The sequence below is a fragment of the Thermodesulfobacteriota bacterium genome, assembly GCA_040756475.1.
GTDB lineage: Bacteria > Desulfobacterota > Deferrisomatia > Deferrisomatales > JACRMM01 > JBFLZB01.
This window is the reverse complement of the sequence record JBFLZB010000270.1, coordinates 1-4,495: the sequence shown is the minus strand read 5'-3', so window position 1 is coordinate 4,495 and position 4,495 is coordinate 1. Positions and strand designations below refer to the sequence as shown.

Here is a 4,495-nt window from a genome sequence, read left to right as displayed (position 1 = left end):
CCGGGCTCCTGGCGGCGGCCTTCCTCCTGGCCGCAGCCCTGGACGCCCTGTGGGCCCGCCGGCGCCTGGGCACCCTGGGCGTGGAGGCCCCGGGAGTGGTCCGCCTGAGCGCGGCGCGGCCGCGGGGCCTGTACCTTCGGCTTCACAGCACCGCGGGGCGGAGTCGGCGCGTGCGCTGTCTGCCCGACCTGCCCCCGGCGGTGGGGTCCCCTTCTGCCCCCCTGGACGCCCACCTGCCGCCGGAGACAGGGGTGTCGCGCCTCGACGTCCCCTGCGCCCCCTCCCGGCGCGGGCACTACGCCCTGGAGCGGTGCCACGTGGAGGAGTCCTCGCCCCTGGGGTTCTGGGAGGCCCGGCGCACCTACCCCCTCTGCGCGGAGGTGCGGGTCTACCCGGACCTTTCCCGGGAACGGCGGCAGCTCGCGGCCCTCTTCCTGCGCCGGGGAGGGCTGGGAGTCCACGCCCAGCGCCAGGTGGGCCAGGGTCGCGAGTTCGAGAAGCTGCGGGAGTACGTGCCCGGGGACGCCACCCAGGACCTCCACTGGAAGGCCACGGCCCGCCGGGGGCACCCCATCACCAAGGTGTTCCAGGTGGAGCGCACCCAGGAGGTCTACGTCATCCTCGACGCCGGCCGCCTGAGCACCCGGGCTGCCGCGGGGGGCGCATCCGGGGAAGAGCCCGAAGGCGCCGGGGGGCGCCCGAAGGCCACCCTGCTGGACCGGTACGTGGCCGCCGCCCTCGTGCTGGGCCTGGCCGCCGAGCGCCAGGGGGACCGCTTCGGCGTAGCGGTCTTCAGCGACCGGGTATTGCGCTTCCTCGGGGCCCGGGCCGGCAAGGCCCACTACGGCGCCTGCCGCGACGCCCTTTTCGCCGTGGAGCCCGAGGACGCCGCCCCGGACTTCGGTGAAGTCTTCGCCGCCCTGGACGGCCGTCTGCGGCGGCGCGCGCTCCTGGTCTTCCTCACGAGCCTCGACGACCCCGCAGTGGCAGAGAGCTTCGTGCGGGCCGTGGAGAGGGTGGCACGCCGGCACCTGGTGCTGGTGGCCGGCCTGCGCCCCCCCGGCGTGGCCCCTCTCTTTTCCGAGCCCGAGGCCGCGGACCCCGGCGACCTGTATCGGCACCTGGCCGGACACCTGCGCTGGGCCGACCTGGCGGGCGTGCGCCTGACCCTGCGGGCCCGGGGGGTCGGCTTTGCTCTGCTGGAAGACGAGCACCTGGCCGGCGCGCTGGTGACCCAGTACCTCGCCGTCAAGCAGAGGCAGCTCCTGTGATCGTCGACCTCCCCCGCTTCGTGACCGAGGGCCGTCCCCGGTGGTCCCGCCTCGAGGCCGTGCTCGAGGGGCTGGACCGGGACCCCCACCGGGCGCTGGACCTGGACCGGGCCCGGGAGCTCCACCGCCTCTACCAGGGCGCGGCGGCCGACCTCTCCCGCCTTGCAGGGGGGGGCGCCGCGGCCGAGCCCGAGACCCGCCGCTACCTCGAATCCCTGGTGGCGAGAGCCTACGCGGAGATCTACGAGACCCGCCGCCGGGCGCCCCTGCGCCCCTGGGCCTGGCTCACCGGCACCTTCCCCCGGGCCTTCCGCCGGCACCTGGCGGCCTTCGGGCTGGCGGCGGCCGTCACGGCAGGCGGGGCCGCCTTCGGAGCGGCTGCCCTCTCCCTGGACCCCGGCGCCCGGGAGGTGCTCCTGCCCTTCGCCCACCTCCAGGTGCATCCCTCCGAGCGGGTCGCCTGGGAAGAGTCGGGGGGCGAGGACCGCCTGCGGGGCTACCGGGCCTCCTTCTCCTCTCAGCTCATGACCCACAACACCCAGGTCTCGCTCTTCGTCCTGGCGCTGGGGATCACCTGGGGAGCCGGCACGCTGCTCCTGCTCTTCTACAACGGCGCCATCCTGGGCGCCGTTGCCCTGGACTACCTGGCGGCCGGGGAGGGGGCCTTCCTCCTGGGCTGGCTCCTGCCCCACGGGACCGTGGAGATCCCTGCCATTCTCATCGCTGGCCAGGCGGGCCTGGTGTTGGCGGGCGCCCTGCTGGGGTGGGGGGATCGCACCCCCCGGGCCCAACGCCTGCGCCGGGTTCGGGGCAGCCTGCTCACCCTGGGAGGCGGGGCGGCTCTGCTCCTGGTCTGGGCGGGCATCGTGGAGGCCACCCTCTCCCAGATCCACGAGCCCGTGCTCCCCTACGGGGCCAAGATCGCCCTGGGCGTGGCAGAGCTCGGCGCCCTGGCCCTCTTCCTGGGGCTCTCGGGCCGGGAATCCGGAGCCGACCCTGCCGCCCGGGTGGGAGCGGGCTCGCCCGCGAACCGTTCGGCCGGGTTGTACGGGGCGCGGGGCGTTGGCGGCCGAGGCCGCTCCCACAGGCGGGCAGACCCCGAGCAGGCGAGCCGACCACGCTGGGGGAGGGACGGCCCGTGAGCCGCGCCGGCGCCCTCACCGTGCGCACCCCCGAAGGGGTCACCTTCTCCCTGCCCCTGGCGAGCCCCGCGGCCCGGTGTCTGGCCTGGGCGGTGGATTTTGGGTGCATCTCGGTGGCGTCGGGCGCGGTGGGCGCCGCCCTGGCACTGCTCGGGCTCGCCAGCCCCGATCTGGCCGGGGCTGCGGCAATCCTGGCCTACTTCGCCCTCTCCCTGGGCTACGGCATGGCCCTGGAGTGGACGTGGCGGGGGCAGACCGTGGGGAAGCGCCTGTTCCACCTGCGGGTGGTGGACCAGGAGGGGCTTCGGGTGCGCTTCAGCCAGATCGCCGCGCGAAACCTCCTGCGCCCCCTGGACATGTTCCCCGCCTACTACCTGCTGGGGGGAGCCGCTTGCCTGCTGAGCCGCCGGGCGCAACGGCTGGGGGATCTGGCGGCCGGCACCGCGGTGGTGCGCCAGCCCCCCGTGGCCGAGCCCGACCTGGACCAGGCGGTGGGCCAGCGGTACAACTCCTTCCGGGATCACCCCCACCTGGCCGCCCGGCTGCGCCAGAACGCCGACCCCGCCCTGGCGGCCCTTGCGCTGCGAGCTCTCCTGCGCCGCGACGGCCTGGAGCCCTCCGTCCGGGTCGCCCTGTTCGCCGAGCTCGCGGAGCGGCTCGGGGAAGCCGCCCCCTTCCCCCCCGAGACCGTCCGGGGCCTCACCGGCGAGCAGTACGTGCGAAACGCCGTGGACATCCTCTTTCGCCCCGCTCTGCCCCGCCCCGGCGGCTAGCCCCCCCCCACCCACCATAGGCGACCGACAATCGGGGAAGACTCGCCAGCTTCGAGGGGCACAGGACGAAGCAGAACACGCGCCCACACCCGCCCCTCTCACATCCAAATCGGTATCGGTATCGGAATCGACCCCGGTACCGATAGCGACAGCGACAGCGATACCGATAGCGATATCGATTTCGATCGGGCCAGGGGACAGGGGATGACGCACCGTCTCCACCCTCTCCCCCCGTGGAAGAGGGTAGGGGCGAGGGGCGTCCGCGGGCGGCGTGGGCACGCCTACGGATCTTGCGCACGCCCCTTCGGGTCTCGGGCGCGGCCGCTTCGCAGGTGCTGCCCGTAGTGCTCCTCGATGCACTCCGGGCACACGCCGTGGGTGAACTCGGCCTCGGAGCGCTCGCCGATGAAGCGTTCCAGGGGCTGCCAGGCGCCCTCGCCGTCCCGGATCTTCTTGCAGAACGAGCAGATCGGCAAGAGCCCGCGCAGCACCTTGACCTCCCGCCTGAGGGCCCGGGTCTGCAGCGCGTTGGCGTGGGCGAGGTACGCGAAGCCTCCCAGCACGAGGAAGGTCACAGCCGCGTTGGCCGCCTCCTCTCCAGCCCGCCACGGCACGCCCCAGGGACCGAGAAACGCCAGCCGCGCCAGCGGCATCGCCGCCGCGAGCAAGAGCCCGGCTGTGCGGCTGCCGCCGCGGGCGGCCAGGGCGACCGGCAAGACGTAGAGGATGGGGAAGTGGATCCGAGGACCGGTCGCGTAGTCGGCGGCGAGCACCAAAAGGGCCACCGCCCCCCACACCCACCTGCGCCCCGTTACCGGCTCGCGCTCGGTCGCCACGGCCCAGCTCATCCCCGGACGGCCAGATACCCGAGGTACCCGGCGTAGCAGGAGAGAAAGACGCCTGCCTCCCACCGGTCGAGTCGGTGGCGGCGGCCCGTGAATGCGGCGAGAAAGAGGAGGAGGCTCGCCGCGACGGTAACGGCCACGTCCGCGGACCGCTCCGGGGCGAAGGGGAGCGGCCGGATGACGGCGCTGGCCCCCAGAATGAAGAAGACGTTGAAGATGTTGGAGCCCACCACGTTGCCCACGGCGATGTCGGCGTTCCTCCGCCACGCGGCCACCGCCGAGGTGGCGAGCTCGGGGAGGGAAGTGCCGGCAGAGACGATGGTGAGGGCGATCAGTGCTTCGCTCAGCCCCCAGTGGGCGGCCAGCTCCACGGCGCCGGCCACTACGGCCCGCCCGCCGACCACCAGGAGGGCGAGCCCCCCGATGACCCGGAGCCACGCCCTTCCCGAGGGCGGGGCGCAGGC

Annotated in this window: 5 protein-coding genes; 3 read left to right on the top strand and 2 right to left on the bottom strand. The window is 74.2% G+C overall.

What is annotated here, in order from left to right:
• From AB1578_22195 to AB1578_22185, 3 genes are all read left to right on the top strand, one after another.
• The coding region (locus tag AB1578_22195; protein ID MEW6490610.1) for a DUF58 domain-containing protein at window positions 1-1,271 on the top strand (1,271 nt) is incomplete at its 5' end.
• Complete coding sequence (locus AB1578_22190) at window positions 1,268-2,413, top strand: stage II sporulation protein M (protein MEW6490609.1); 1,146 nt, start codon at window positions 1,268-1,270, stop codon at window positions 2,411-2,413. The genes AB1578_22195 and AB1578_22190, both read left to right, overlap by 4 nt.
• On the top strand, window positions 2,410-3,186 hold the full coding sequence (locus tag AB1578_22185; protein MEW6490608.1) for an RDD family protein: 777 nt from the start codon (window positions 2,410-2,412) through the stop codon (window positions 3,184-3,186). Before AB1578_22190 ends, AB1578_22185 begins: the two co-directional genes overlap by 4 nt.
• Window positions 3,187-3,467: 281 nt before the next feature.
• Here the strand turns inward: AB1578_22185 and AB1578_22180 are convergent, their stop codons facing one another.
• A complete protein-coding gene (locus AB1578_22180; protein MEW6490607.1) occupies window positions 3,468-4,022 on the bottom strand; it encodes a hypothetical protein in 555 nt (184 codons plus the stop codon).
• Window positions 4,023-4,030: 8 nt separating this feature from the next.
• Window positions 4,031-4,495, bottom strand: a 465-nt coding sequence (locus tag AB1578_22175; protein MEW6490606.1) for a sodium:calcium antiporter, incomplete at its 5' end; no start/stop codon positions are given.